The 21,243-nt window shown below is 66.2% G+C and carries 35 protein-coding genes; 32 read left to right on the forward strand and 3 right to left on the reverse strand.

Annotated features, from left to right (window positions below):
• Positions 1-173 precede the first annotated feature (173 nt).
• The 32 genes from AC3WJT_RS11935 to AC3WJT_RS12090 all read left to right on the forward strand — a co-directional run bounded on the left by AC3WJT_RS11935 (position 174) and on the right by AC3WJT_RS12090 (position 19,302).
• Positions 174-1,361, forward strand: coding sequence for a GNAT family N-acetyltransferase (locus AC3WJT_RS11935; protein ID WP_492343349.1), 1,188 nt, complete (start codon positions 174-176; stop codon positions 1,359-1,361).
• A gap of 12 nt (positions 1,362-1,373) precedes the next feature.
• The gene (locus AC3WJT_RS11940) at positions 1,374-2,240 is read left to right on the forward strand and encodes a cupin-like domain-containing protein (protein ID WP_492343350.1); all 867 of its coding nucleotides are present in this window, start codon (positions 1,374-1,376) and stop codon (positions 2,238-2,240) included.
• A 9-nt stretch (positions 2,241-2,249) separates the two neighbouring features.
• On the forward strand, positions 2,250-2,822 hold the full coding sequence (locus tag AC3WJT_RS11945; protein WP_492343351.1) for an MmyB family transcriptional regulator: 573 nt from the start codon (positions 2,250-2,252) through the stop codon (positions 2,820-2,822).
• A 107-nt stretch (positions 2,823-2,929) separates the two neighbouring features.
• Positions 2,930-3,778, forward strand: a complete 849-nt coding sequence (locus tag AC3WJT_RS11950; RefSeq protein WP_492343352.1) for a GIN domain-containing protein — start codon at positions 2,930-2,932, stop codon at positions 3,776-3,778.
• Positions 3,779-4,456: 678 nt separating this feature from the next.
• Positions 4,457-4,765, forward strand: a complete 309-nt coding sequence (gene rpsJ / locus AC3WJT_RS11955; protein ID WP_004616952.1) for a 30S ribosomal protein S10 — start codon at positions 4,457-4,459, stop codon at positions 4,763-4,765.
• 14 nt (positions 4,766-4,779) lie between these two features.
• Positions 4,780-5,559 carry a 50S ribosomal protein L3 gene (gene rplC, locus AC3WJT_RS11960; protein WP_492343353.1) on the forward strand — a complete coding sequence of 260 codons (780 nt, stop codon included), beginning with the start codon at positions 4,780-4,782 and terminating at the stop codon, positions 5,557-5,559.
• The gene (gene rplD / locus AC3WJT_RS11965) at positions 5,559-6,197 is read left to right on the forward strand and encodes a 50S ribosomal protein L4 (RefSeq protein WP_492343354.1); all 639 of its coding nucleotides are present in this window, start codon (positions 5,559-5,561) and stop codon (positions 6,195-6,197) included. The genes rplC and rplD overlap by 1 nt, the downstream gene beginning before the upstream one ends.
• Entirely contained in the window at positions 6,197-6,493 is a 297-nt protein-coding gene (locus AC3WJT_RS11970; protein WP_492343355.1) for a 50S ribosomal protein L23, read from the forward strand. The genes rplD and AC3WJT_RS11970 overlap by 1 nt, the downstream gene beginning before the upstream one ends.
• A gap of 4 nt (positions 6,494-6,497) precedes the next feature.
• Positions 6,498-7,337, forward strand: a complete 840-nt coding sequence (gene rplB, locus AC3WJT_RS11975) for a 50S ribosomal protein L2 (protein WP_492343356.1) — start codon at positions 6,498-6,500, stop codon at positions 7,335-7,337.
• A gap of 3 nt (positions 7,338-7,340) precedes the next feature.
• A complete protein-coding gene (rpsS, locus tag AC3WJT_RS11980) occupies positions 7,341-7,619 on the forward strand; it encodes a 30S ribosomal protein S19 (RefSeq protein WP_492343357.1) in 279 nt (92 codons plus the stop codon).
• A 1-nt stretch (position 7,620) separates the two neighbouring features.
• Positions 7,621-8,001 (forward strand): 50S ribosomal protein L22, encoded by a 381-nt coding sequence (gene rplV / locus AC3WJT_RS11985; protein ID WP_492343358.1) that lies wholly within the window; start codon positions 7,621-7,623, stop codon positions 7,999-8,001.
• Positions 8,001-8,759, forward strand: a complete 759-nt coding sequence (gene rpsC / locus AC3WJT_RS11990) for a 30S ribosomal protein S3 (RefSeq protein WP_488901164.1) — start codon at positions 8,001-8,003, stop codon at positions 8,757-8,759. The genes rplV and rpsC overlap by 1 nt, the downstream gene beginning before the upstream one ends.
• A gap of 5 nt (positions 8,760-8,764) precedes the next feature.
• Positions 8,765-9,196 carry a 50S ribosomal protein L16 gene (gene rplP, locus AC3WJT_RS11995; protein WP_492343359.1) on the forward strand — a complete coding sequence of 144 codons (432 nt, stop codon included), beginning with the start codon at positions 8,765-8,767 and terminating at the stop codon, positions 9,194-9,196.
• A 1-nt stretch (position 9,197) separates the two neighbouring features.
• On the forward strand, positions 9,198-9,389 hold the full coding sequence (rpmC, locus tag AC3WJT_RS12000; protein WP_488901162.1) for a 50S ribosomal protein L29: 192 nt from the start codon (positions 9,198-9,200) through the stop codon (positions 9,387-9,389).
• Positions 9,390-9,399: 10 nt separating this feature from the next.
• Entirely contained in the window at positions 9,400-9,639 is a 240-nt protein-coding gene (rpsQ, locus tag AC3WJT_RS12005) for a 30S ribosomal protein S17 (protein ID WP_488901161.1), read from the forward strand.
• 20 nt (positions 9,640-9,659) lie between these two features.
• Complete coding sequence (gene rplN / locus AC3WJT_RS12010; protein WP_487298383.1) at positions 9,660-10,028, forward strand: 50S ribosomal protein L14; 369 nt, start codon at positions 9,660-9,662, stop codon at positions 10,026-10,028.
• Positions 10,028-10,342, forward strand: coding sequence for a 50S ribosomal protein L24 (gene rplX, locus AC3WJT_RS12015; RefSeq protein WP_492343360.1), 315 nt, complete (start codon positions 10,028-10,030; stop codon positions 10,340-10,342). Before rplN ends, rplX begins: the two co-directional genes overlap by 1 nt.
• On the forward strand, positions 10,335-10,892 hold the full coding sequence (gene rplE / locus AC3WJT_RS12020) for a 50S ribosomal protein L5 (protein WP_492343361.1): 558 nt from the start codon (positions 10,335-10,337) through the stop codon (positions 10,890-10,892). The genes rplX and rplE overlap by 8 nt, the downstream gene beginning before the upstream one ends.
• Positions 10,893-10,913: 21 nt before the next feature.
• A complete protein-coding gene (gene rpsN, locus AC3WJT_RS12025; protein WP_492343362.1) occupies positions 10,914-11,219 on the forward strand; it encodes a 30S ribosomal protein S14 in 306 nt (101 codons plus the stop codon).
• 15 nt (positions 11,220-11,234) lie between these two features.
• A complete protein-coding gene (rpsH, locus tag AC3WJT_RS12030; RefSeq protein WP_492343363.1) occupies positions 11,235-11,630 on the forward strand; it encodes a 30S ribosomal protein S8 in 396 nt (131 codons plus the stop codon).
• Between the two features lies 1 nt (position 11,631).
• Positions 11,632-12,165, forward strand: coding sequence for a 50S ribosomal protein L6 (gene rplF, locus AC3WJT_RS12035; RefSeq protein ID WP_492343364.1), 534 nt, complete (start codon positions 11,632-11,634; stop codon positions 12,163-12,165).
• 2 nt (positions 12,166-12,167) lie between these two features.
• Positions 12,168-12,524, forward strand: a complete 357-nt coding sequence (gene rplR / locus AC3WJT_RS12040; RefSeq protein ID WP_492343365.1) for a 50S ribosomal protein L18 — start codon at positions 12,168-12,170, stop codon at positions 12,522-12,524.
• A gap of 12 nt (positions 12,525-12,536) precedes the next feature.
• Entirely contained in the window at positions 12,537-13,145 is a 609-nt protein-coding gene (gene rpsE / locus AC3WJT_RS12045) for a 30S ribosomal protein S5 (protein WP_492343366.1), read from the forward strand.
• 2 nt (positions 13,146-13,147) lie between these two features.
• Positions 13,148-13,333 (forward strand): 50S ribosomal protein L30, encoded by a 186-nt coding sequence (rpmD, locus tag AC3WJT_RS12050; protein ID WP_492343367.1) that lies wholly within the window; start codon positions 13,148-13,150, stop codon positions 13,331-13,333.
• Between the two features lie 114 nt (positions 13,334-13,447).
• Positions 13,448-13,933 carry a 50S ribosomal protein L15 gene (rplO, locus tag AC3WJT_RS12055; protein ID WP_492343368.1) on the forward strand — a complete coding sequence of 162 codons (486 nt, stop codon included), beginning with the start codon at positions 13,448-13,450 and terminating at the stop codon, positions 13,931-13,933.
• 80 nt (positions 13,934-14,013) lie between these two features.
• On the forward strand, positions 14,014-15,375 hold the full coding sequence (secY, locus tag AC3WJT_RS12060) for a preprotein translocase subunit SecY (protein WP_492343369.1): 1,362 nt from the start codon (positions 14,014-14,016) through the stop codon (positions 15,373-15,375).
• Between the two features lie 52 nt (positions 15,376-15,427).
• The gene (locus AC3WJT_RS12065) at positions 15,428-16,000 is read left to right on the forward strand and encodes an adenylate kinase (protein WP_492343370.1); all 573 of its coding nucleotides are present in this window, start codon (positions 15,428-15,430) and stop codon (positions 15,998-16,000) included.
• A 184-nt stretch (positions 16,001-16,184) separates the two neighbouring features.
• Complete coding sequence (rpsM, locus tag AC3WJT_RS12070; protein ID WP_492343371.1) at positions 16,185-16,553, forward strand: 30S ribosomal protein S13; 369 nt, start codon at positions 16,185-16,187, stop codon at positions 16,551-16,553.
• Between the two features lie 12 nt (positions 16,554-16,565).
• Positions 16,566-16,955 (forward strand): 30S ribosomal protein S11, encoded by a 390-nt coding sequence (gene rpsK / locus AC3WJT_RS12075; RefSeq protein WP_007662706.1) that lies wholly within the window; start codon positions 16,566-16,568, stop codon positions 16,953-16,955.
• A 76-nt stretch (positions 16,956-17,031) separates the two neighbouring features.
• Positions 17,032-18,048, forward strand: coding sequence for a DNA-directed RNA polymerase subunit alpha (locus AC3WJT_RS12080; RefSeq protein WP_488901148.1), 1,017 nt, complete (start codon positions 17,032-17,034; stop codon positions 18,046-18,048).
• A 163-nt stretch (positions 18,049-18,211) separates the two neighbouring features.
• Positions 18,212-18,625, forward strand: coding sequence for a 50S ribosomal protein L17 (gene rplQ / locus AC3WJT_RS12085; RefSeq protein ID WP_492343372.1), 414 nt, complete (start codon positions 18,212-18,214; stop codon positions 18,623-18,625).
• A gap of 113 nt (positions 18,626-18,738) precedes the next feature.
• Positions 18,739-19,302, forward strand: coding sequence for a pyridoxamine 5'-phosphate oxidase family protein (locus AC3WJT_RS12090; RefSeq protein ID WP_492343373.1), 564 nt, complete (start codon positions 18,739-18,741; stop codon positions 19,300-19,302).
• Here the strand turns inward: AC3WJT_RS12090 and AC3WJT_RS12095 are convergent.
• From AC3WJT_RS12095 to AC3WJT_RS12105, 3 genes are read right to left on the reverse strand one after another with little or no spacing between them, the layout of a single operon-like run.
• Positions 19,299-19,460: a hypothetical protein gene (locus AC3WJT_RS12095; RefSeq protein WP_492343374.1), complete on the reverse strand. Its 162-nt coding sequence runs from the start codon at positions 19,458-19,460 to the stop codon at positions 19,299-19,301. The genes AC3WJT_RS12090 and AC3WJT_RS12095 overlap by 4 nt on opposite strands.
• Positions 19,461-19,464: 4 nt before the next feature.
• Positions 19,465-20,334, reverse strand: a complete 870-nt coding sequence (locus tag AC3WJT_RS12100; RefSeq protein WP_492343375.1) for an ABC transporter permease subunit — start codon at positions 20,332-20,334, stop codon at positions 19,465-19,467.
• On the reverse strand, positions 20,324-21,217 hold the full coding sequence (locus AC3WJT_RS12105; RefSeq protein WP_492343376.1) for an ABC transporter ATP-binding protein: 894 nt from the start codon (positions 21,215-21,217) through the stop codon (positions 20,324-20,326). Before AC3WJT_RS12105 ends, AC3WJT_RS12100 begins: the two co-directional genes overlap by 11 nt.
• Positions 21,218-21,243 lie beyond the last annotated feature (26 nt).

Raw genomic sequence — 21,243 nt, forward strand, 5'->3', positions numbered from 1 at the left:
TTTACTCGCCGGCCTCAGCGCACGCTGAACCACAAGATCGAGCCCCCCGGTGGAAACGCCGGGGGGCTTTTTCTATGGCTCGCTTAACCCGACCTTTGCCAGTCGCCCTCATCCTCCGCGCGTTGGTGCGGCCTTTGCTCTCGTCACCAAGGACGCAGACTGGGGGTTCCGAAGTGGGACGCGGCCTTTCCGTAGAGACCGTAAAGCCGGGCGAACTCACGCCCGAGGAGATCGGTCTGTGGGCCGGTTTCATCCAGGCTGACGCCCGCTATGCCTCGCCCTATTTCCATCCCGCCTTTACCCGCGTGGCGGGCGAGGTCGCGCCCGGCGCGGCGGTCGCCCTCATCCATCAGGGCGGCGAGATCGTCGGCTTCTTCCCGCACCAGCGTCGCGGCTCGCGCGTTCAGCCTCTGGGCGCGCCCCTGAACGACTATCACGGCGTCATCGCCCGGCCCGGCTTTGCGCCGGCCCTGCAGGATCTTCCGGGGCTGCTGGGCACCGCCAGTCTCGCCGTCAACGGCTGGACGGGTCCGGGCGAGGGGGAGGGGGTGCTCGGCCGCCAGACCCTGCAGGCCGATCTGTCGCAGGGCTGGGCGGCCTATGACGCCGAACGCCGCGACGCCTGGCGCAAGTATTTCCGCGACAAGGACCGGGCGCGCCGCTCGCTCGAGCGCGACCACGGCGCCCTGACGGTGTCGTTCGATGGCGTCGATCCGGCGGCCCTGACCCGCCTGCTGACGCTCAAGCGCGACCAGTTCAATCGCTCCGGGCGCCATGACATCTTCGCCTGCGGCTGGACCGCGGAGCTGTTGCGGGCGCTGCCGATGGCCGGCGAAGCCGGCTTTGGCGTCCGGCTGGCCGTGCTGCGCGCCGGTGGGCGGCCGATCGCCTTCGAATACGGCCTGTATGCGGGCGACAACTATCATTTCTGGCTGCCGGCCTACGAGGCGGGCACATCGCGGTATTCGCCCGGCATCCTGCTCAGCCTCGAGACCATGCGCCTGGGCGCCGCCGAGGGGTTCCAGCTGTTCGACTACGGCTTCGCCGGCGAGCCCTACAAGAAGTACGCCTGCAACCGCGAGCAGACGGTGCTCGAAGGCGTGGTCCACAGGGCGGGATTCAACACCGCGATCGAGGCCGCGCTGGCGATGGTCGGCGCCGGCCCGGCTCTGACGGCGGGCGCAGCCCTGGGCCGCGCGCCGCTGGGGGTCAGTGTCCGCCGCCGCTGGGCCGCCATCGACGCCTGCGAGACCACTGTCGCGGGCCGGATGCGCGGCGTCGCCGCCGCCGTTTCCACCGTCATGAGCCGCGTCTCGGCGCCCCGCGCGGGCGTCGGCCTGCTCACCCTGCTGAACGTCTAGAAAGAGGCGATCATGCCGCTGCCGTCCGAACCCCTGGTCTTCTCGCATGATGTCGCCGGTCTGGGCCTCGCCACCGACCAGGCGCTGGCGACCCTGCTGGATCACTATCCGGAGCCGTTGTTCGACATCAACGCCTACAGCTACGACGCCGAGGGTCAGGTCAGCCTGGCGACCGGTTCCCGCGGTCGGGCCGACGGCGCAACGCTGCTGGAAGAGATCAAGGCGGGTCGACTTTGGGTCAACCTGCGCGACGTCCAGGACGCCCACCCCGATCTCTGGGAGCCCGTCGCGCGGAGCTTCGCCGGCCTGACCGACCAGCTGAACCTGCGGCCGATCAAGACCACCGGCCAGCTGATCCTGTCCTCGCCGACGACGAAGGTGCCCTATCATTTCGACGCGGCCGGCGTGGTGCTGTTCCACCTGCGCGGCCGCAAGCGCCTGTTCGTCTATCCGCCCGATGACGCCCATCTGCCCCAGGCCGGCATGGAGCAGACCATCATGCGGACGACCACCGAGGAGCTTCCCTACAACCTTGGCATGGACGCCAACGCCTGGACGGTCGACCTCGAGGCGGGGCAGGCCGTGACCTGGCCGCTGTACGCGCCGCACCGGGTCGAGAATCTCGGCGAGTTCAATGTCTCCCTGTCGCTCGACTTCCAGACCTGGGACACGCGGATGACCCGCGGCGCCCACTTCGCCAACGGCGTGCTGCGCCGGTGGGGCCTGTCGCCCGCGCCGATGCATCGCACGCCGATGGCGGCGCGCGCGGCGCTATGGGCCTGTTCACTGGCGATGAAGAAGGCCAGTCTGGTGGAGAACCGGATCAAGGACATTGAGCGCAGCTTTGAACTCGGCGCGGAGAAACGCGCGGCGGCCTGACCGCATCCCATGTCTGTAGAGAAAGACCTCTCGGCGCCGGAGATGGCCCAGGCCCGGCGCGCGATCACCCTGATCCTCGCGCGCCACGAGCCCTGGCCGGCGTTCGTCATCGACCGCGACTGGACGGTGCTCGCCGCAAACGACGCCGCCCAGCGGCTGGTCCGGCTCATGCTCGGCGAGTCCCGCATGGCCAGGCCGATGAACCTGATGCAGCTGTTCCTGGCGCCGGACGAGTTGCGCCGGCACATCGTCAACTGGCCGGCCTGGGCCCTCGCGCTGTTGTCCCGCGCCCGGCGGGAGGCGGCCGATGCGCCGCAGGATGGGCCGGTCCGGGCGGCGCTGCGCGACCTCCTGGCGCTTCCGGACATCGATCAGTTGATCGCGGGGGAGGGCGCTTCCTCGCCCGAGCCGCTCTGCGAGGTGCGGTTCCTGTCGCAGAGCCGCGAACTGGGCCTGATACCCACCACGACGGGCTTTGCGACCCCGATGGGCGCCGCGCTGGACGGCCTGCGCATCGAGGCCTTCCTGCCGTCGGACGATGAGTCCGAGACGCTGCTGCTGGCCCGGGCGGGGGGCGCCTGACGGGCAGGCGCTCCATGACACCTCTGTCATGACCTCGAATTAAGCTGCTCCGGCCGCCGCCCGGGCATAGCGTCCCCCGACACATCGCATTGAGGGGAGACTATCCGATGCGCGCTATCCTGACTTTGGGCGTCGCGGCCGCGGCGCTTCTGGGCGCCACCGCCGCCCAGGCCGCTTCCGTCGAGTTCAAGGACGCGGTCGCCCGCGTCGTGGTCATTCCCGAGGACCGCGCCGACGTGAAGGTCGAGTTCCTGACCACCAACCCCGGCCTGCCCCTGACGGTGCGCGTCGACGGCGGGAAGACGATCGTCAGCGGCGATCTGATCCGCAACGCGATCCGCAACTGCCGCACGATCAACGGCGAAGCCACGGTGACGGTCCGCGGCAAGTCGTACGGCTGGGACGCCCTGCCGCAGGTCGTTGTCCGCGTGCCGATGGACGCGAAGGTCGCCGGCGGCGGCGCGGTGTTCGGCAGCGTCGGCCGCAGCAACAGTCTGGAGCTGTCCAACGCCGGCTGCGGCGACTGGACGGTCGGCAACGTCGCGGGCGAACTGAAGATCAACCAGGCAGGCTCGGGCGACACCACAGTCGGCACGGCCGGCTCCGTCTCGATCAACATCGCCGGGTCTGGCGACGTCGCGACCGCGGCGATCGGCGGCGACCTGGCGGTCAACATCGCCGGATCCGGCGACGTCCAGGCGGCGTCGGTGTCGGGTGCGATCGCGGCCAACATCATGGGTTCGGGCGATATCACCGTGCGCGGCGGCGACGTCGGCGCGGTGGCCGTCTCGATCGCCGGGTCGGGCGATGTGACCGTCATGGGCCCGGCGGAAAGCGTCAGCGCCAAGATCGCGGGTTCCGGCGATGTGCGCGTGCTCCGGGTTACCGGCGCGATCAGCAAGAAGGTCGCGGGCTCCGGCGAGGTGATCGTCGGGCCGATCGACGCGGGCGACTGAACCAACACCCCCCGAACAGGGGATACGCCGCCGGCCACCGCCCACTAGGCTGTGGTTGTGCGGAACTCCCCGGCTGGTCTGCGTATTCGTCGTTCGCGGACGAGCCGGGCGCGGGCTAGCCCGCCTCCAGCCGGTGCTGTCCCTCCAAGGGCGCCGGTCGGCAGGAGTTCCGCCACCTGGAGGCTGAAAACAAGGAAGCCCCGGAGCGCGAAGCTCCGGGGCTTTGTCGTTGCACCGTCTCTTGCCGGGGGGGACGCGACGGCGCAGCGGGTCGTTACGACCGGCTTTGCGCGCGGTCGCTGAATTCAAACGCCGATGTGGCCGTAAGGCTCCGCCCGATCCGGTCGAATGCGCCTGCAAACGACCGCCGATGACATTCTATCCCCTTGCCGGGTTGACGTTTCCGAGTCGCTGCCGTAATACCCGCCGCTCTGTTGGACCGGCAGTGCACTTCGGTGCAGACGCGGCCCGCGGAACGAACCGACCTATGGCTTTCCACCAAAGGAAAATCGCGGTCGGGGAGCAGGTCCTCGCGGATGTCCGCGTGGACCACATTCGTTTTTGCGGACTACGTATTCGACCCATCCCCTCGGGGGGTGACGTCGAGTTGGTCTTTGAAATGGTTTGAAGCACGCGGGCGCCACCCCTTCAGGTCGCCCTTTGGGAAACACGAGCGATATGGATCGTCAGAACATCCGCATCCGGCTCAAGGCCTTCGATCACCGCGTGCTGGATCATTCCACACGCGAGATCGTGAATACGGCCAAGCGCACGGGCGCCACCGTCAGGGGGCCGATCCCCCTGCCCACGCTCATCGAGAAATTCACCGTCAACCGCTCGCCGCACGTCGACAAGAAGTCGCGCGAGCAGTTCGAAATCCGCACCCACAAGCGCGTGCTGGATATCGTCGACCCCACCCCGCAGACCGTGGACGCGCTCATGAAGCTCGACCTGTCCGCCGGTGTGGACGTCGAGATCAAGCTGTAGGGAGCGTAACGACAATGACTCTCCCCGCACAACGTACCGGTCTCCTGGCCCGCAAGCTCGGCATGACCCGTTTCTTCGATGAAACCGGCCAGCACGTGCCTGTCACCGTTCTCAGCCTCGACGGCTGCCAGGTGACGGCCCAGCGCACCGTTGAGAAGGACGGCTACACCGCCCTCCAGCTCGGCGCCGGCGCGAAGAAGCCGAAGAACACCCCCAACGCCATGCGCGGCCACTTCGCCAAGGCTCAGGTCGAACCCAAGCGGGTCGTGGCCGAGTTCCGGATCGAAGAAGGCGCGATGATCGATGTGGGCGCCGAGTTCACCGCCGACCACTTCATGGCCGGCCAGAAGGTGGACATCACCGGCACCACCGTCGGCAAGGGCTTCGCCGGCGCCATGAAGCGCTGGAACTTCGGCGGCATGCGCGCCACGCACGGTGTCTCGGTCTCGCACCGGGCTCACGGTTCGACCGGTCAGCGTCAGGATCCGGGCAAGACCTTCGCCGGCAAGAAGATGGCCGGTCACCTGGGTCAGGAAACCGTCACCACCATGAACCTCACGGTCTGGAAGGTCGACGTCGAGCGCGGCCTGATCCTGATCAAGGGCGCCGTCCCCGGCACCGAGAATTCGTGGGTCAAGATCCGCGACGCGATCAAGAAGGCCGCTCCGGCCGACCTGCCGCGTCCGGGCGCTTTCCGCAAGTCGGGTGAAGCGGCTGTCGCCGCGGCCCCGGCCGAGGAACCCGCCGCTGCCGAAGTCGAGGCTCCCGAAGCCACGCAAGAGGGCGCAGAATAATGAAACTCGACGTCATCAAGCTTGACGGCGCCAAGGCCGGTTCGGTCGATCTCGACGATGCCATCTTCGGCATCGACGATATCCGCGGGGACATCCTTCAGCGCGTCGTCACCTGGCAGCTGGCCAAGCGCCGCTCCGGGAACCACAAGATCCAGGTCCGCAACGAGGTCTCTCGTACGGGCAAGAAGATGTACAAGCAGAAGGGCACCGGCGGCGCCCGTCACGGTTCGCGCCGTGCGGCCCAGTTCGTCGGCGGCGCCAAGGCCCACGGCCCTGTCGTCCGCAGCCACGAGTTCGGCCTGAACAAGAAGATCCGCGCCATGGCCCTGCGCCATGCGCTGTCCTCCAAGGCCAAGTCGGGTTCGCTGCTGGTCATCGACTCCGCCGAGCTGACCGATCCGAAGACGGCCGCCCTGCGCGCCACCTTCGACAAGATGGGTCTGAAGAACGCCCTGATCATCGCCGGGCCGGAAGTGAACGCCAACTTCAAGCTGGCGGCTCGCAACATCCCGAACATCGATGTGCTGCCGAACGCCGGCCTGAACGTCTATGACGTGCTGCGCCGCGGGACCCTGGTCCTGACCAAGTCGGCCGTTGATGGCATCTCGGCTCGCTTCGCTCAGAAGGAAGCCGCGTAATGTCCGTCACCGCTCGCCATTACGACACCATCCTCGCTCCGGTGATCACCGAAAAGGCGACCTATCTGTCTGAACAGAACAAGGTCGTCTTCCGGGTCGCCGACGACGCGACGAAGGACGAGATCGCCGCCGCGGTCGAAGCGCTGTTCAAGGTCAAGGTGACCAAGGTCAACACCCTGAACGTCAAGGGCAAGACCAAGCGCTTCCGCGGTCGCGTCGGACATCGGTCCGACGTCAAGAAAGCCATCGTGACCCTGGCCGACGGCCAGTCGATCGACATTACGACGGGGCTCTAGAGAGATGGCTCTGAAGCATTACAATCCGACGTCTCCCGGTCGCCGCAGCCTTGTGCTGATCGACCGCAGCGAGCTCCACAAGGGCCGCCCGGAGAAGTCGCTGGTCGAAGGTCTGACCAAGTCGGGCGGTCGTGGCGGCGGTGGCCGTATCGCGGTCCGCTTCCGCGGCGGCGGCGCCAAGCGCCTCTACCGTATGGTCGACTTCAAGCGTCGCAAGTGGGACGTCGCCGCGACTGTTCAGCGCCTGGAGTACGATCCGAACCGGACGGCCTTCATCGCCCTGATCAAGTACGCCGACGGCGAGCTGGCCTATATCCTGGCCCCGCAGCGCCTGAAGGTCGGTGACGAAGTCATCGCCTCCGAGAAGGTCGACGTGAAGCCGGGCAACGCCGCCCCGCTGAGCGGTCTGCCGATCGGCACGATCATTCACAATGTCGAGCTCAAGCCCCTGAAGGGCGGCCAGATGGCCCGCTCCGCCGGCGCCTACGCTCAACTGGTTGGCCGTGACGGCGGCTACGCCCAGATCCGTCTCGGGTCGGGCGAGCTCCGCATGGTTCTGGACACCTGCATGGCCACGGTCGGCGCGGTGTCCAACCAGGACCACATGAACCAGGTTCTCGGCAAAGCCGGCCGCGTGCGTCACATGGGCTTCCGCCCGCACGTCCGCGGCGTCGCCATGAACCCGGTCGACCACCCGCACGGCGGCGGCGAAGGCCGCACCTCCGGCGGCCGCCACCCGGTGACCCCGGCGGGCAAGCCGACCAAGGGCGCCAAGACCCGCACCAACAAGGCCACGGACAAGTTCATCATCCGGTCGCGCCATAAAGCGAAGAAGGGCCGTTAAGCCATGACACGCTCAGTCTGGAAGGGCCCGTTTGTCGACGGTTACCTGCTGAAGAAGGCAGAGACCGCGCAAACCTCCGGCCGCAAGGATGTGATCAAGACCTGGTCGCGTCGTTCAACCATCATGCCGCAGTTCGTGGGTCTGGTGTTCGGGGTCCACAACGGCCTCAAGCACGTGCCCGTCTCCGTGTCGGAAGACATGGTCGGCCACAAGCTCGGCGAATTCGCCCCGACGCGGAACTTCCCGGGTCACGCGGCCGACAAGAAGGCCAAGAGGAAGTAGCATGTCGAAGAAAGCGAAAGCCCGTCGACTGCCAGGAACTGAGGTTCAGGCCAAGCTGCGCACGCTGCGCACCTCGGCCCGGAAGCTCAACCTCGTGGCCCAGTCGATCCGCGGCCTGAAAGTGCAGCGCGCGCTGAACGAACTTGAGTTCAGCCACAAGCGCATCGCCAAGGATGTCCGGGCCGCGCTCTACAGCGCGATCTCGAACGCCGAGAACAACCACAACCTCGACATCGACTCGCTCGTCGTGTCGGAGGCCTTCGTGGGCAAGAACCTGGTGATGAAGCGCTTCTCCGCCCGTGCGCGGGGCCGCTCGTCGCGTATCGAGAAGCCGTTCAGCGAACTCACCATCGTGGTTCGCGAACTGGGTGAGGCCGCCTGATGGGTCAGAAAGTCAATCCGGTCGGGCTTCGGCTCGGCATCAACCGCACCTGGGACAGCCGTTGGTTCGCCGACGGCAAGGAGTACGGTCGCCTTCTTCACGAGGACATCAAGGTCCGTCGTGAACTGAAGAAGCGCCTGTACCAGGCCGGCATTTCGCGGATCATCATCGAGCGTCCGCACAAGAAGTGCCGCGTCACCATCTATGCCGCGCGCCCTGGCGTGATCATCGGCAAGAAGGGCGCGGACATCGACAAGCTGCGCAAGGACATCGCGTCCATGGTCGGCGTCGAGGTTCACCTGAACATCGTCGAGATCCGCAAGCCCGAGACCGACGCCCAGCTGGTGGCCGAGAACATCGCCCAGCAGCTCGAGCGCCGCGTCGCCTTCCGTCGCGCCATGAAGCGCACCATGCAGTCGACCATGCGTCTGGGCGCCAAGGGCGTTCGGATCAACGTTTCGGGTCGTCTGGGCGGCGCCGAAATCGCGCGGATGGAATGGTACCGCGAGGGTCGCGTTCCGCTGCACACCCTGCGTGCGGACATCGACTACGGCTTCGCGGAAGCGAAAACCACCTACGGCATCATCGGCGTGAAGACCTGGATCTTCAAAGGCGAAGTGCTGGACCACGATCCCATGGCGCTGGACAAGCGCCTGGCCACTGAATCCGGCCCTGCCGGCGAAGGTGGTGGACGTGACCGTGACGATCGCGGACCCCGCGGCCCGCGCCGCGACCGTGGTCGTGGAGCTGAGGCGTAACTGTCATGCTGTCACCGAAGAAAACCAAGTACCGGAAGGCCTTCAAGGGCCGGATCCACGGAACCGCCAAGGGCGGCGCCCTGCTGAACTTCGGCTCCTACGGCCTCAAGGCTGTTGAGCCGGAGCGCATCACGGCGCGTCAGATCGAAGCGGCCCGCCGCGCGATCACCCGCCACATGAAGCGTCAGGGCCGCGTCTGGATCCGGATCTTCCCGGACCTGCCGGTTTCCGACAAACCCGCCGAAGTCCGGATGGGCAAGGGCAAGGGCGCCGTCGATTACTGGGCCGCTCGCGTTCACCCCGGCCGCATCATGTTCGAGATCGACGGCGTCGCCGACGATATCGCGCGTGACGCCCTGAAGCTTGGCGCCGCCAAGCTGCCGATCAAGACGCGCATCGTCGCCCGGATCGACTCCGGCCAGGCCGCGGAGCACTGAGATGAAGATCGATGAAGTTCGGGGCTTTACGCCCGACCAGCTGGCCGAAGCGCTGCTGAACCTGAAGAAAGAGCAGTTCAACCTGCGCTTCCAGGCGGCGACCGGCCAGGTGGAAAAGACCCACCGCGTGAACGAGATCCGCAAGGACATCGCGCGGATCAAGACCGTGCTGCGCGCCAAGAAAGCGGCGTAAGGAGACCGATATGCCCAAACGTATTCTTGAAGGCGTGGTCGTCTCCGACAAGGGCGACAAGACGGTGGTCGTGAAGGTCGAACGGACCTTCCTGCACCCCCTTCTGAAGAAGACCGTCCGCCGGTCTAAGAAGTATCACGCGCATGACGAAGCCAACGCCCACAAGGCCGGCGAGATCGTCAAGATCGTCGAATGTGCGCCGAAGTCCAAACTGAAGACCTGGGAAGTCCTTCCCAAGGCCGTCAGCTAGTTTCTGGAAGGTATTAAGCCATGATCCAGATGCAAACTAACCTGGAAGTCGCCGATAATTCGGGCGCACGCCGGGTCATGTGCATCAAGGTGCTTGGCGGCGCCAAGCGCCGCTACGCACACGTCGGGGACAAGATCGTTGTCTCCGTCAAGGAAGCCATTCCGCGCGGCCGCGTGAAGAAGGGCGATGTGCTGCAAGCCATCGTCGTTCGCACGTCCTCGGCCATCAAGCGCAAGGACGGCTCGGTCATCCGGTTCGACAAGAACGCGGCGGTGATCGTCAACAAGCAGGCGGAGCCGATCGGCACGCGGATCTTTGGCCCGGTTCCCCGTGAACTGCGCGCCAAGAACCACATGAAGATCATCTCCCTCGCGCCGGAGGTGCTGTAATGGCGGCCAAGATCAAGAAGGGCGATAAAGTCGTCCTCCTCACCGGCAAGGACAAGGGCAAGTCCGGCAACGTTGTGCGTGTTCTCCCCAAGGAAGAACGCGTTGTTGTCGGCGGGCTCAACATGGTCCAGCGCCACACCAAGCCGACCCAGGCGGACCCGCAGGGCGGCATCAAACACAAGGAAGCGCCGGTGCACGTCTCGAACGTCGCCATCGTCGATTCCAACGGCAAACCCACCCGCGTCGGCTTCCGCATGGACGGCGACAAGAAGGTGCGTTTTGCCAAGACCACGGGCGAGGCGATCAATGGCTGATCAAGCTTACGAACCCCGGATGAAGACCATTTATCGCGAGCGCATCCGCGCCGCGATGAAGGAACAGTTCGGCTATTCCAACGAGATGCAGGTCCCCAAGCTGGACAAGATCGTCCTGAACATGGGCATCGGCGAAGCGGTTGCGGACTCCAAGAAGGCCGCGACGGCGATGAAGGATCTGGCGGCGATCGCCGGCCAGAAGCCCGTTGGAACCAAGGCCCGCCTGTCCGTCGCCCAGTTCAAGATCCGGGAAGGCATGACCATCGGCGCCAAGGTCACCCTGCGCGCCGACCGCATGTATGAATTCCTCGATCGCCTGATCACCATCGCCCTTCCGCGGGTGAAGGACTTCCGGGGCCTCAACGGCAAGAGCTTCGACGGACGTGGCAACTTCGCCATGGGCCTGAAGGAGCACCTGGTGTTCCCGGAGATCAATTACGACCAGATCGATCAGATCTGGGGCATGGACATCATCGTCTGCACCACTGCGAAGACCGACGACGAAGCGCGCGCGCTTCTCAAGGAATTCCAGTTCCCGTTCACCGCGTAACGGACGGGAAGGAAAGAACTCATGGCCAAGAAAAGCGCCGTCAACCGTAACGAGATGGTCAAGAAGCTCGTCAAGCAGTACGCCGCCAGGCGCGCTGCGCTGAAGGCTACCGCCAACGACGAGACCCTGCCGCTCGAAGAACGTTTCGATGCCCGACTCAAGCTCGCGAAGCTGCCGCGGAACTCCGCCCCCAATCGCATCCGTAACCGGTGCGAGGTGACGGGTCGTCCGCGCGCCTACTATCGCAAGCTGAGGATGAGCCGGATTGCCCTGCGTGAGCTTGGCTCCGCCGGTCTGATCCCCGGCCTCGTCAAGTCGAGCTGGTAAGGGAGGGTCTGTCACATGGTCAACGACCCCATTGGCGATATGATCGCCCGCATCAAGAACGCCGCCATGCGCAAGCGGGCGAAAGTCTCCACCCCGGCCTCGAAGATGCGCGCGCGCGTCCTCGACGTGCTGGCCGGTGAGGGCTACATCCGCGGCTACTCGCTGGTCGAGAAGCCCGGCGCGTTCCCCGAATTCGAGATCGAGCTCAAGTACTTCGACAACGAGCCCGTGATCGTCGAGATCTCCCGCGTGTCCAAGCCTGGCCGCCGGGTCTACTCGTCGATCAAGGATCTCAAGCCGATCAAGAACGGCCTGGGCATCTCGATCCTGTCGACGCCGAAGGGCGTCATGTCCGACACCGCCGCACGCGACGCCAATGTCGGCGGCGAAGTGCTCTGCAGGGTCTACTGATATGAGCCGCATTGGAAAGAAGACCGTGCCGGTCCCCGCTGGGGTCACCGTCACGCTCGAAGGCCAGACGGTCACCGTGAAGGGGCCCAAGGGCCAACTCGCCTGGACCATCGTCGAAGAGATCGTGGTCAAGCTGGAAGACGGCGAGCTTTCGCTCACCCCGACCAGCGACAGCCAGCGCGCCCGTTCGATGTGGGGTCTGTCCCGCACGCTGGTCGCCAACATGGTCCAGGGCGTCACGACGGGCTTCGAGCAGACGCTCGAACTCGTGGGCGTCGGCTATCGCGCCGCGCTGAAGGGTTCCGACCTTTCGCTGGCGCTGGGCTTCAGCCACGACGTCGACATCATCGCGCCGTCGGGCATCACCTTCGCGGTGCCCAAGCAGACCGAAGTCAAGATCGCCGGCATCGACAAGCAGCTGGTGGGTGAAACCGCGGCCAAGATCCGCCGCATCCGTCCCCCTGAGCCCTACAAGGGCAAGGGCGTGCGGTATGCGGGCGAAAAGGTCCGTCGCAAGGAAGGCAAGAAGAAGTAGTCATGGCGCTTTCTCCTCGCGAATCCCATGTGCGCCGCGCCCAGCGTACGCGCACGCGCCTCAAGGCGCTGTCGAACGGCCGTCCGCGTCTGTCGGTCTTCCGTTCGAGCAAGAACATCTATGCCCAGATCATCGACGACGAACGCGGCGTGACCCTGGCTTCTGCTTCGTCGCTGGAAGGCGACAAGGCGGTCTCGGGTGGCGACAAGGACGCCGCCGCCCGGGTGGGCAAGCTCGTCGCCGAACGGGCGATCGAAAAGGGCGTCAAGGACGTCGTGTTCGATCGCGGCGGCTTCATTTTTCACGGTCGGATCAAGGCGCTGGCGGATGCCGCGCGTGAAGCCGGTCTGAACTTCTAAGGGAACCAGCAGATGGCTCGTGAACCCCGCAGTGGTGGTGGTGGCGGCGAAGGCCGGAACCGCCGGGACCGCAACGCCCCGACCGACGATCGCGCTGACAGCGACATCGTCGAGAAGCTGGTGCACATCAACCGCGTCGCCGCGACCGTTAAGGGTGGCCGTCGCTTCAGCTTCGCCGCCCTGATGGTGGTGGGCGACCAGAAGGGCCGCGTCGGCTACGGTCATGGCAAGGCGCGTGAAGTGCCGGAAGCCATCCGCAAGGCGACGGAAGAGGCCAAGAAGACGATGATCCGGGTGCCGCTGCGCGAATCCCGCACGCTGCACCACGACGGCAACGGCCGTTGGGGCGCTGGCAAGGTGATGGTCCGCGCGGCGCCTCCGGGCACCGGCGTCATCGCCGGCGGTCCGATGCGCGCCGTGCTCGAAACCCTCGGCGTCCAGGACGTCGTGGGCAAGTCGACCGGTTCGTCGAACCCCTACAACATGGTCCGCGCCACGTTTGAGGCGCTCAAGGCCCAGTCCTCGCCCCGCCAGATCGCCGCCAAGCGCGGCAAGAAGGTCAGCGACGTTCTGGGTCGTCGGGCCGACGGCGCTTCGGCGCCTGACTCGATCGAGGGCTAGACATGGCTGAGAAGAAAACCGTCACCGTCCGCCAGACGGCCAGCCCGCTGCGTCGCAAGGGCGACCAGCGCGCGACCCTCTCGGGTCTGGGCCTGAACAAGATCGGCCGCACCCGCGTCCTGGAAGACACCCCGTCGATCCGCGGGATGATCGCCAAGGTCGCCCACATGGTGGAAGTGGTCGACTAAACCCGCTACAGAGCGCCGCCCGTCCCGCAAACCGCAGGACGGGCGGACTCTATTTCTGCAAAGCCGAGTCCGGACCTGGTCCGGGCGCCAGATCTCCAAGGAGAGGCACTCAAGATGACGAAGCTCAACGAACTCGCCCCGCGCGAAGGCTCCACCAAGAACCGCATGCGCGTCGGCCGCGGCCCGGGCTCGGGCAAGGGCAAGACCGCCGGTCGCGGCGTGAAGGGCCAGAAGGCCCGTTCGGGCGTCGCCCTCGGCGGCTTCGAAGGCGGCCAGATGCCGCTGCACATGCGCATGCCCAAGCGCGGCTTCAACAATCCGTTCGCCAAGAAGCTGGTGGAAGTGAACTTCTGGCGTCTCGAGCAGGCGATCGCCGCCGGCAAGCTCGACGCCAAGAAGGCCATCGACGCCGACGCCCTGGTCGCCGCCGGCGTTATCCGCCGCAAGCTCGACGGCGTGAAGCTGCTGGGCAAGGGCGAGCTGACCTCGAAGATCGAGATCACCGTCTATCACGCCTCGGCCACCGCCCAGGCGGCGATCGAGAAGGTCGGCGGCAAGCTGACGCTGACCCGCCCGGCCAAGGTTGAAGCCGAAGCCTGACGCAGACAGGCGGCGCCCGGTGACAACACCCGGCGCCGTCCCTATTTGTGACGCTCCTTTAAAGAGTCGCGGGGAACTACATGGCTTCGGCCGCTGAGCAGCTAGCCGCAAACCTCAACTTCGGCGCCTTCCAGAAGGCGACGGAGCTGCACAAGCGCATCGGCTTCACCCTGATCGCGATGGTCGTCTATCGCCTCGGGACCTACATTCCGATTCCGGGCATCGACCCCGTCCAGTTCGCGCGAGCCTTCGAGGGCCAGAGCGCGGGCGTCCTTGGCATGTTCAACATGTTCTCGGGCGGCGCCGTCGAGCGCATGGCCATCTTCGCCCTGAACGTGATGCCGTACATCTCGGCCTCGATCATCGTGCAACTGCTCGGGACGGTCTATCCGCCCTGGGAAAAGCTGCGCAAGGAAGGCGGGGAGGCGGGTCGCAAGACCCTCAACCAGTACACCCGCTATCTGACCGTGGTCCTGGCCTTCGTCCAGGCGACGGGCATCGCCTTCGGCCTTGTCCGCAGCGAGGGCCTGGTCGATCCGAACATCGCGCCGATGTTCTTCATCGTCTCGACGGTCGTCACCCTGATGGGCGGCACGCTGTTCCTGATGTGGCTGGGCGAACAGATCACCAGCCGCGGCGTCGGCAACGGCATCAGCCTGCTGATCTTCGCCGGCATCGTCGCGGTTCTGCCGCGCAGCGTCTGGCAACTGCTGCAGCAGGTCCAGGTCGGCGCGATCGCGGCCTGGCAGCTGTTTGCGCTGCTGTTCCTGGCGGTGAGCGTGATCCTGGCCATCGTGTTCATGGAGCGCTCGCAGCGCCGGCTGCTGATCCAGTATCCGAAGCAGCAGCGCGGCGGCCGCATGGTCGGTGGCGAAAGCTCCTTCCTGCCGCTGAAGATCAACACCTCGGGCGTCATCCCGCCGATCTTCGCCTCGTCCCTGCTCCTGCTGCCGGCGACGGTGATGGGCTTCGTGGCCGCGGCCAACCTTCCGGCCTGGATGCAGTGGCTGCCGACGGTGGTCGGGCAGCTGCAGCATGGCCAGCCGCTGTTCATGGTCTTCTACGGCGGCCTGATCATCTTCTTCTGCTTCTTCTACACCTCGGTGGTGTTCAATCCTGACGACACGGCCGAGAACCTGCGCAAGTACGGCGGCTTCCTGCCGGGCATCCGGCCCGGCAAGCGGACGGCGGAGTATCTGGACTACGTCCTGACCCGCCTGACGGTCATCGGCGCGGCCTACATCGCTGCGGTCTGTCTGCTGCCCGAGTTCCTGATCAGCTTCATGGGGGCTCCGGAGTCGACCCGCGCGCTGGGCGGGACCTCGATCCTGATCGTGGTCTCGGTGACCATGGATACCGTCGCCCAGATCCAGTCCCACCTGCTGGCGCACCAGTATGAGGGCCTGATCAAGAAGTCGAAGCTTCGGGGTGGCCGTAAGTAGCGTTGTTTCGGGCGGCGCACCGGCGGAAGACCGGGGCGAGGGGAGACTACCGATGAACCTGATCCTGTTCGGTCCGCCAGGGTGCGGCAAGGGCACCCAGGCCAAGCGGCTTGTTGATGAGCGGGGCATGGTCCAGCTTTCGACCGGCGACATGCTGCGGGCGGCGATCGCGTCGGGCTCGGAGCTCGGCGAACGGGTGAAGGGCGTTCTGGCGCGGGGTGACCTGGTCTCGGACGAGATCGTCATCGCCCTGATCGAGGAGCGACTGCCGGAGGCGGAAGCCGCGGGCGGGGCCATCTTCGATGGTTTCCCGCGGACCGTGGCCCAGGCCGAGGCGCTCGATTCGATGCTCGCGGGTCGCGGGACGAAGATCGACGTCGTGCTGCGCCTTCTGGTCGATGAGCCGGTCCTTCTGGAACGGGTTACCGGCCGATTCGAACAACAGGGTCGTCCGGACGACAATCCGGAGACCTTCAAGACCCGCCTGGGCGCCTACAATGCCCAGACGGCCCCGCTGCTGCCCTACTACGAAGGGCAGGGAAAACTTAAAGCCGTTGACGGCATGGGCTCGATGGAGGCGGTTTCCGCCGCGATCCGGTCCGCGCTGGAGACGATCACGGACTAAGCCGGATAGGTTGGAAATCAACCTTTTCCGGCATTGACGGAAGCGCAACGATCCCTATAACGGTGCGCTTCCGCGAAAGGCGCGACTCCCGCGTCGGCTCGAAGTGCAAGCTTAGAGCCGGTGTGATTGTCGCGTTTCATTTTGCGCGTGCGTCCTACAGGGCGCGATAAAAGAGAGATTAGGCGTGGCCCGTATCGCAGGCGTCAATATTCCGACGAACAAGCGCGTAGTGATCGCGCTTCAGTACATTCATGGCATCGGCCAGCGCTCGGCGAAGGACATCGTCGCCCGGGTCGGTATCGATGACGCGCGTCGCGTCAACCAGCTGACCGACGCCGAAGTCCTCCAGATCCGCGAAGCGATCGACAAGGACTTCACCGTCGAGGGCGACCTGCGCCGCGAGACGTCGACCAACATCAAGCGTCTGATGGACCTGGCCTGCTACCGCGGCCTGCGTCACCGCAAGGGCCTCCCGGTCCGCGGTCAGCGCACCCATACGAACGCCCGCACCCGCAAGGGTCCGGCCAAGCCGATCGCCGGCAAGAAGAAGTAAGAGAGAGCCTCGATGGCCAAGGAACCGGCTCGCGTAAAGAAGCGCGAACGCAAGAACATCACCTCGGGCGTGGCGCACGTGAACGCCTCGTTCAACAACACCATGATCACCATCACCGACGCCCAGGGCAACACGATCTCGTGGTCCAGCGCCGGCGCGATGGGCTTCAAGGGCTCGCGCAAGTCGACCCCTTATGCTGCCCAGATGGCCGCCGAAGACGCCGGCAAGAAGGCCGCCGAGCACGGTGTGAAGACCCTGGAAGTGAACGTCTCCGGCCCGGGTTCAGGCCGTGAGTCGGCCCTGCGCGCGCTGCAGGCCGCCGGCATGACGATCACGACCATTCGTGACGTGACCCCGATTCCGCATAACGGCTGCCGGCCGCCCAAGCGTCGGCGAGTCTGAGTTCAATTAGCTGCCCCTCCCGTCGCCGGCCGTGCGTATCGCGGCCGGCGAATACGCGTTCCAAGGACATCCGCCCGTGATCGAAAGAAACTGGAACGAGCTCATTCGCCCCGAAAAGCCGATGATCGAGACCGGCGCCGACGCGAGCCGCAAGGCGCGCATCGTCGCTGAACCTCTCGAGCGTGGTTTCGGTGTGACGCTCGGCAACGCGCTGCGTCGCGTTCTGCTCTCCTCCCTGCAAGGCGCGGCCGTGACCGCCGTCCAGATCGACGGCGTGGTTCACGAGTTCTCCTCGCTGGAAGGCGTGCGTGAGGACGTCGTCGACATCGTCCTCAACATCAAGCAACTGGCCCTGCGGATGCACTCCGAAGGCCCCAAGCGCATGACCCTGCGGGCCACCGGCCCCGGCGTCGTGACGGCCGGCCAGATCGAAGTCCCCTCGGACATCGAGATCCTCAATCCCGACCACGTGCTCTGCACCCTGGACGACGGCGCCAACGTGCGCATGGAGTTCACGGTCAACAACGGCAAGGGCTACGTCCCGTCGGAGCAGAACCGTCCGGAAGACGCCCCGATCGGCCTGATCGCGGTCGACGCCCTGTACTCGCCGGTCAAGCGCGTCGCCTATCGCGTCGAGCCGACCCGTCAGGGTCAGTCGCTCGACTATGACAAGCTGGTGCTGGAAGTCGAAACCAACGGCGCCGTCGGTCCGGTGGACGCGGTGGCCTACGCCGCCCGCATCCTGCAGGACCAACTGCAGATCTTCATCACCTTCGAAGAGCCCAAGGCCAAGACCGACGGCGAAGCGAAGCCGGAGCTGCCGTTCAACCCGGCGCTGCTGAAGAAGGTCGACGAGCTGGAGCTGTCGGTCCGTTCGGCCAACTGCCTGAAGAACGACAACATCGTCTACATCGGCGACCTGATCCAGAAGACCGAAGCCGAGATGCTCCGCACCCCGAACTTCGGCCGCAAGTCGCTGAACGAGATCAAGGAAGTGCTCGCGGGCATGAACCTGCATCTCGGCATGGACGTGCCGAACTGGCCGCCGGAAAACATCGAAGATCTGGCCAAGAAGTTCGAAGACCAGATCTAGACCAAAGCCTTCCGCGCTATCTCCCGGGCCGACCGCAAGGTGGGCCCGGGGCCCAAAGACGCCGCAACAGCGGTCGAGGGCCCCGGCGCTTCGTTCTGACCCAGGCGGGAAACAGGCTGGGATGGGTGACAACACTGCGGGCTGAGGCCCAGGAGAGACCAACATGCGTCACGGTAAAGCACACCGTAAACTGGGTCGTACGACCGCTCACCGGATGGCGATGTTCGCCAACATGTCGGCGAGCCTGATCAAGCACGAGCAGATCGTCACCACCCTGCCGAAGGCCAAGGAACTGCGCCCGATCGTCGAAAAGCTGGTCACGCTCGGCAAGCGCGGCGACCTGCACGCCCGTCGTCAGGCGATCAGCCAGGTTCGTGACATCGAGCAGGTCGGCAAGCTCTTCGCCGTGCTCGGCCCGCGCTACAAGGCCCGCAACGGCGGCTACATCCGCGTCCTGCGCGCCGGCTTCCGTCACGGCGACAATGCCCCGATGGCGGTCATCGAGTTCGTCGATCGCGATCCGAAGGAAAAGGGCAAGGACTCCGGTCCGGTCCAGGACTTCTCCAGCGACGAATAGGCCTCGCGCAAGCGGCCCAGGATACTGAAAGGCCCCGGAGCGATCCGGGGCCTTTTGCTTTGCCGCCAGACCCGGCGCCCGCCATGATCGGCGGCGATACAGGGGAGGGGCGAATGAGCGCCGTCTATGACGAACTGAACGAGGCGCTGGTCGGCTTCATCCGCCGGCAGAAGCTGTTCTTTGTCGCCACCGCGCCCCTGTCGGCCGAGGGGTCGGTCAATGTCTCGCCCAAGGGCTACGACAGCCTGGTGATCCTTGATTCCAGGACGGTCGCCTATCTCGACCTCGGCGGCTCCGGCATCGAGACCCATGCCCATCTGCGCGAGAATGGCCGGATCACCCTGATGTTCTGCGCCTTCGAGGGGGCGGCGAATATCGTGCGGATCTACGGACGCGGCGAGACCTGCGCCTTCGACGCGCCGGGCTTCGCCGATCAGATGAAGCTGTTCCCCGCCTTCGAGCGCGCCCGGGCCGTCATCACCATCCGGATCGACCGCGTGTCGGACAGCTGCGGCTGGGGCGTCCCGTTTTTCGACTACAAGGGCGAACGCGACCAGCTCCGCCGCTGGGTCGACGCCCGGCCGCACGACGAATGGGCGGCGCGCCGCTTCGAGTCCAATGCGGTGTCGATCGACGGCCTGCCGGGCCTGACGCCGTCATCGGATAGTCAGGATTAACTGGCCTTACGCTTCGCCAGCAGCCTGAACGCGAACCAGGCAATGCCGAGCAAGACCCCCAGCACCGGCCACGCCCATGCGGAGTCGAGCAGGAAGGTCGACGGACCGGCCGTCACGGAGACGACATGCGCGGCAGGCAGGGCCGGCGGCTCGGCCATTCTCCTACTCCCGCGTCAGGTCCTGCCGCTTGAACAGCCACACTGCCAGGGCGGTCAGGCCGACGATCCAGGCCAGCAGGGCGGCCAGCGCCGCCGGCCAGTTGACCGGTCCGGCCGTTCCCAGTTCAGCGGCCGGGGTAAGGGCGGCCTTGAGCAGGTCGGCGTCGAGCACAGGCAGGCTCGCCATATACTGCAGCGGCGGCCGCAGCTGGCTTTCGAAGCCCTTGGACACAAGGCTGACGAAGAAGCCCTGGAAGATCCACACGCCGACCGGGACGAGCAGCGCGGCAAGGCCCGCGCGCGTCGCCACCGCGATCACCGCCGCCAGCGCGCCCAGCGCCATCATCTCCAGCCAGGCGATGACGAAGATGCCGGCGAACTGGGTCAGGGTGTAGCCCTCGGGCTTGGCCCAGGTGACCGGACCGCCGGTCAGGCCCGCGGAGACCAGGCCGGCCAGCATGCCGCCGATCGCCAGCAGGACCAGGCCGATCACCGTGGCCAGCCCGAACGTCGCCAGCTTGGCCAGCAGCAGGTTGGTGCGGGTGTTGCGCGGGGTCAGGAACCGCCAGGTCTCCCAGCGATAGTCGCCGGCCAGGATCGCCGAGCCCGCGATCAGGAAGAACAGCTGCATGATGAAGAAGTTGGACCCGGACACGGCGTCGACGGCCTGTTCCAGGAACGCCACCGGCGTGCGGATCAGGTCGAGGTCGCGCGCGCCCTGCGCGGAGGCCTTGATGTTGACCATGCGCAGGGTGAACCCCTGCAACAGCCCCATCAGGACGCTGATGATCGGTACGAAGCAGAGGCTCCAGAACAGCGTCCCGCGCGCCTTGAAGAAGCGCAGCCGCTCGGCGGCGAAGGCGTCAGCCAGCATGGGTCTCTCCCGTATGGCTGAGGAACACCTTCTCCAGGTCGCCGCCGATCCAGCGGGCCTCGGTGATCTCGACATCGGCCTTGGTCAGGGCCTTGATCAGGGCAGGGGCCTCGGCGCGGGTGATTGCGGCGAACACGGCATGCTCGCCGTCCGCGCTGCCCCTGGCCCCCAGAATCTCCAGCACCTTCGCGACCGGCGTCGCCAGCAGCCGCAGGCGCTCGTTGATGCCGGTCAGGGCGTCGACTCGCCCGCCCGCGACCAGCTTGCCGCGGTCGAGGATGGCGACCGCGTCACAGACGCGCTGCACCTCGTCCAGCTGGTGGCTGGCGAGGATGATGGTCACGCCATCCCGGTCGGCCAGTTCGCGCATCAGGGCGCGGATCTCGAGGATGCCGGCCGGGTCCATGCCGCTGGTCGGCTCGTCGAGGATCAGCACCTCGGGTTTGGTCAGCAGGGCGGCGGCCAGCGCCAGCCGCTGCTTCATCCCGACGGAGTAGCCGTTGACCTTGCGGTCGGCGGCCTCGGTCAGACCGACGCGTGCGAGCCAGCCGTCGATGTCGGGCGACGTTTCACCGGACTCCAGGGCCAGCATTTTCAGGGTGTCGCGGGCGGTCAGCCAGGGCAGGAAGCGCGGGGTCTCGATCACCGCCCCGATCCGCCGCAGGGCCTTGATGTCGCCGGCCGGCGCGCCCAGCAGGCGCGTCTCGCCCAGCGTCGGCCGGACCAGTCCCAGCACGATGCGGAACAGGGTGCTCTTGCCGGCGCCGTTGGGGCCCAGGATGCCGAAGATCCCGCCGCGCGGAATCTCCAGCGTCAGGCCGTCCAGCGCCTTGACCGTCCCGTAGGCCTTGCTGACTCCGGTAGCCTCGAGGGCGAAACTCATTGGGTCATCCGGTGGGCCGCTCCCGG

It is taken from the genome of Caulobacter sp. FW305-C-30-S16 (genome assembly GCF_058783025.1).

What these genes read in the sequence shown, in the direction of transcription:
- AC3WJT_RS11940 (WP_492343350.1), top strand. Translation starts at nt 1,374, where the DNA reads ATGCCGCTGCCGTCCGAACCCCTGGTCTTCTCGCATGATGTCGCCGGT.
- AC3WJT_RS11945 (WP_492343351.1), top strand. Translation starts at nt 2,250, where the DNA reads ATGTCTGTAGAGAAAGACCTCTCGGCGCCGGAGATGGCCCAGGCCCGG.
- AC3WJT_RS11950 (WP_492343352.1), top strand. Translation starts at nt 2,930, where the DNA reads ATGCGCGCTATCCTGACTTTGGGCGTCGCGGCCGCGGCGCTTCTGGGC.
- rpsJ (WP_004616952.1), top strand. Translation starts at nt 4,457, where the DNA reads ATGGATCGTCAGAACATCCGCATCCGGCTCAAGGCCTTCGATCACCGC.
- rplC (WP_492343353.1), top strand. Translation starts at nt 4,780, where the DNA reads ATGACTCTCCCCGCACAACGTACCGGTCTCCTGGCCCGCAAGCTCGGC.
- rplD (WP_492343354.1), top strand. Translation starts at nt 5,559, where the DNA reads ATGAAACTCGACGTCATCAAGCTTGACGGCGCCAAGGCCGGTTCGGTC.
- AC3WJT_RS11970 (WP_492343355.1), top strand. Translation starts at nt 6,197, where the DNA reads ATGTCCGTCACCGCTCGCCATTACGACACCATCCTCGCTCCGGTGATC.
- rplB (WP_492343356.1), top strand. Translation starts at nt 6,498, where the DNA reads ATGGCTCTGAAGCATTACAATCCGACGTCTCCCGGTCGCCGCAGCCTT.
- rpsS (WP_492343357.1), top strand. Translation starts at nt 7,341, where the DNA reads ATGACACGCTCAGTCTGGAAGGGCCCGTTTGTCGACGGTTACCTGCTG.
- rplV (WP_492343358.1), top strand. Translation starts at nt 7,621, where the DNA reads ATGTCGAAGAAAGCGAAAGCCCGTCGACTGCCAGGAACTGAGGTTCAG.
- rpsC (WP_488901164.1), top strand. Translation starts at nt 8,001, where the DNA reads ATGGGTCAGAAAGTCAATCCGGTCGGGCTTCGGCTCGGCATCAACCGC.
- rplP (WP_492343359.1), top strand. Translation starts at nt 8,765, where the DNA reads ATGCTGTCACCGAAGAAAACCAAGTACCGGAAGGCCTTCAAGGGCCGG.
- rpmC (WP_488901162.1), top strand. Translation starts at nt 9,198, where the DNA reads ATGAAGATCGATGAAGTTCGGGGCTTTACGCCCGACCAGCTGGCCGAA.
- rpsQ (WP_488901161.1), top strand. Translation starts at nt 9,400, where the DNA reads ATGCCCAAACGTATTCTTGAAGGCGTGGTCGTCTCCGACAAGGGCGAC.
- rplN (WP_487298383.1), top strand. Translation starts at nt 9,660, where the DNA reads ATGATCCAGATGCAAACTAACCTGGAAGTCGCCGATAATTCGGGCGCA.
- rplX (WP_492343360.1), top strand. Translation starts at nt 10,028, where the DNA reads ATGGCGGCCAAGATCAAGAAGGGCGATAAAGTCGTCCTCCTCACCGGC.
- rplE (WP_492343361.1), top strand. Translation starts at nt 10,335, where the DNA reads ATGGCTGATCAAGCTTACGAACCCCGGATGAAGACCATTTATCGCGAG.
- rpsN (WP_492343362.1), top strand. Translation starts at nt 10,914, where the DNA reads ATGGCCAAGAAAAGCGCCGTCAACCGTAACGAGATGGTCAAGAAGCTC.
- rpsH (WP_492343363.1), top strand. Translation starts at nt 11,235, where the DNA reads ATGGTCAACGACCCCATTGGCGATATGATCGCCCGCATCAAGAACGCC.
- rplF (WP_492343364.1), top strand. Translation starts at nt 11,632, where the DNA reads ATGAGCCGCATTGGAAAGAAGACCGTGCCGGTCCCCGCTGGGGTCACC.
- rplR (WP_492343365.1), top strand. Translation starts at nt 12,168, where the DNA reads ATGGCGCTTTCTCCTCGCGAATCCCATGTGCGCCGCGCCCAGCGTACG.
- rpsE (WP_492343366.1), top strand. Translation starts at nt 12,537, where the DNA reads ATGGCTCGTGAACCCCGCAGTGGTGGTGGTGGCGGCGAAGGCCGGAAC.
- rpmD (WP_492343367.1), top strand. Translation starts at nt 13,148, where the DNA reads ATGGCTGAGAAGAAAACCGTCACCGTCCGCCAGACGGCCAGCCCGCTG.
- rplO (WP_492343368.1), top strand. Translation starts at nt 13,448, where the DNA reads ATGACGAAGCTCAACGAACTCGCCCCGCGCGAAGGCTCCACCAAGAAC.
- secY (WP_492343369.1), top strand. Translation starts at nt 14,014, where the DNA reads ATGGCTTCGGCCGCTGAGCAGCTAGCCGCAAACCTCAACTTCGGCGCC.
- AC3WJT_RS12065 (WP_492343370.1), top strand. Translation starts at nt 15,428, where the DNA reads ATGAACCTGATCCTGTTCGGTCCGCCAGGGTGCGGCAAGGGCACCCAG.
- rpsK (WP_007662706.1), top strand. Translation starts at nt 16,566, where the DNA reads ATGGCCAAGGAACCGGCTCGCGTAAAGAAGCGCGAACGCAAGAACATC.
- rplQ (WP_492343372.1), top strand. Translation starts at nt 18,212, where the DNA reads ATGCGTCACGGTAAAGCACACCGTAAACTGGGTCGTACGACCGCTCAC.
- AC3WJT_RS12090 (WP_492343373.1), top strand. Translation starts at nt 18,739, where the DNA reads ATGAGCGCCGTCTATGACGAACTGAACGAGGCGCTGGTCGGCTTCATC.
- AC3WJT_RS12095 (WP_492343374.1), bottom strand. Translation starts at nt 19,460, where the DNA reads ATGGCCGAGCCGCCGGCCCTGCCTGCCGCGCATGTCGTCTCCGTGACG.
- AC3WJT_RS12100 (WP_492343375.1), bottom strand. Translation starts at nt 20,334, where the DNA reads ATGCTGGCTGACGCCTTCGCCGCCGAGCGGCTGCGCTTCTTCAAGGCG.
- AC3WJT_RS12105 (WP_492343376.1), bottom strand. Translation starts at nt 21,217, where the DNA reads ATGAGTTTCGCCCTCGAGGCTACCGGAGTCAGCAAGGCCTACGGGACG.